We start from the raw sequence: 1204 nt of genomic DNA, 5'->3' as shown, positions 1-1204 counted from the left end.
CTGTTGCGCTCTTCGCCTGGGGCCAGCGGGTTGTCATCCATAGGCTCGGACATCCCGAGATCTAAAGGTGTCACAGCCATGCTCAGCGGGATCATGCTAGACTGAACAAGGATTTCATCCCCGCCGTCAATAGCATCATAGCCCTTGATTTCCCGCTTTTCGTTAATGGTCAGGTCAGTAGAGCTATCCGCCATTGTCCAAAGCTCAAGCCGCTTCTCAGCAATCGCCGGGATCTTGTCAAGGTCAATATCTAGCTCTACGCCATCGAACAGAGGAGACAGCCATGCGTTAAGCTCGTCGCGGATGTAGTGAACGAGGGGAATGACGGTCTCTTCGTAGAAAGCTAGGCGGGCCTCTTTGTAATTGCTGTACGTGCTATCGCCTGGAATGTTTAGCAGCAAGGGAGGCACCCCCAGAGCTAGGGATACGTCACGCGCTGCGCTGTACTTGGTTTCGATAATGGCAACGTCAACCGGAGACAGTCCCATCTGCGTCCACTTCAAGCCACCCTCAAGAAGCATGGGCCGCCCAGCGTTCTGACTGCCTGCATACTTCTCATCAATCTCAGCCTTCAGCCGGTTAAACTGGTCGTCTGTTAGCGAGCCTTCGGCAAGCTCCATTGCTCCAGAGGGAGCCGCACCATTCTGCAATAGGCTCTGCATCCATTGCATAGACTCGTTATGCTGGTCTACTGCATACGCACCGGCCATCAAGGGGCTCATGCCATACCAGTCATCAAGGGGGTTAAACGCCTTTAGGTGGCGAATATCGCTAAGCCCTGTGCGGTTGTCGGCTTCCCATGTGGCGAATTCAGAGCCCACTTGATAGCGATACCCGGCAGGCATGCCAGTGTTAGACGGCTTGATGGTCATGCGGTCAGATCGAAGCGAGTAAATCTCACGCGGCTGACTGCCAACCATGACCCGCTCCATGTAACCATTGCCGCTAATGCGATAGAAGCCCACAAGCGAGCGCATAAACTCTGAGCCTGATTGCATGGGGTTTGGGCGCTGGATCAATCGAAGCAAAGGGTGGTCGGTTAGCTCATCGCCATTGGCACGGCGAACAATCCATGGAATAGCGGCCACAGCATCGGCGGTCTTGTTGATAGCCTGATAGGCGACTACGTTTTTCTGGTAGCCCTCCCTTGCATAATCAGCAGACCTCACCCTGTCACCGCTAAGGCTCCATTCGGCTTGGCGCT

The 1204-nt window shown here is 54.7% G+C and carries 1 protein-coding gene; it reads right to left on the bottom strand.

The genetic code is table 11. The features are described from left to right. On the bottom strand, nt 1-1169 hold a 1169-nt coding region (locus tag V6D20_21460), incomplete at its 3' end, for a phage portal protein (GenBank protein HEY9818350.1). Between the last annotated feature and the right edge of the window lie 35 nt (nt 1170-1204).

The organism is Candidatus Obscuribacterales bacterium, assembly GCA_036703605.1.
Lineage (GTDB): Bacteria > Cyanobacteriota > Cyanobacteriia > RECH01 > RECH01 > RECH01.
The sequence above is the reverse complement of the archived record's forward strand: the minus strand, read 5'-3'. Positions and strand labels throughout refer to the sequence as shown.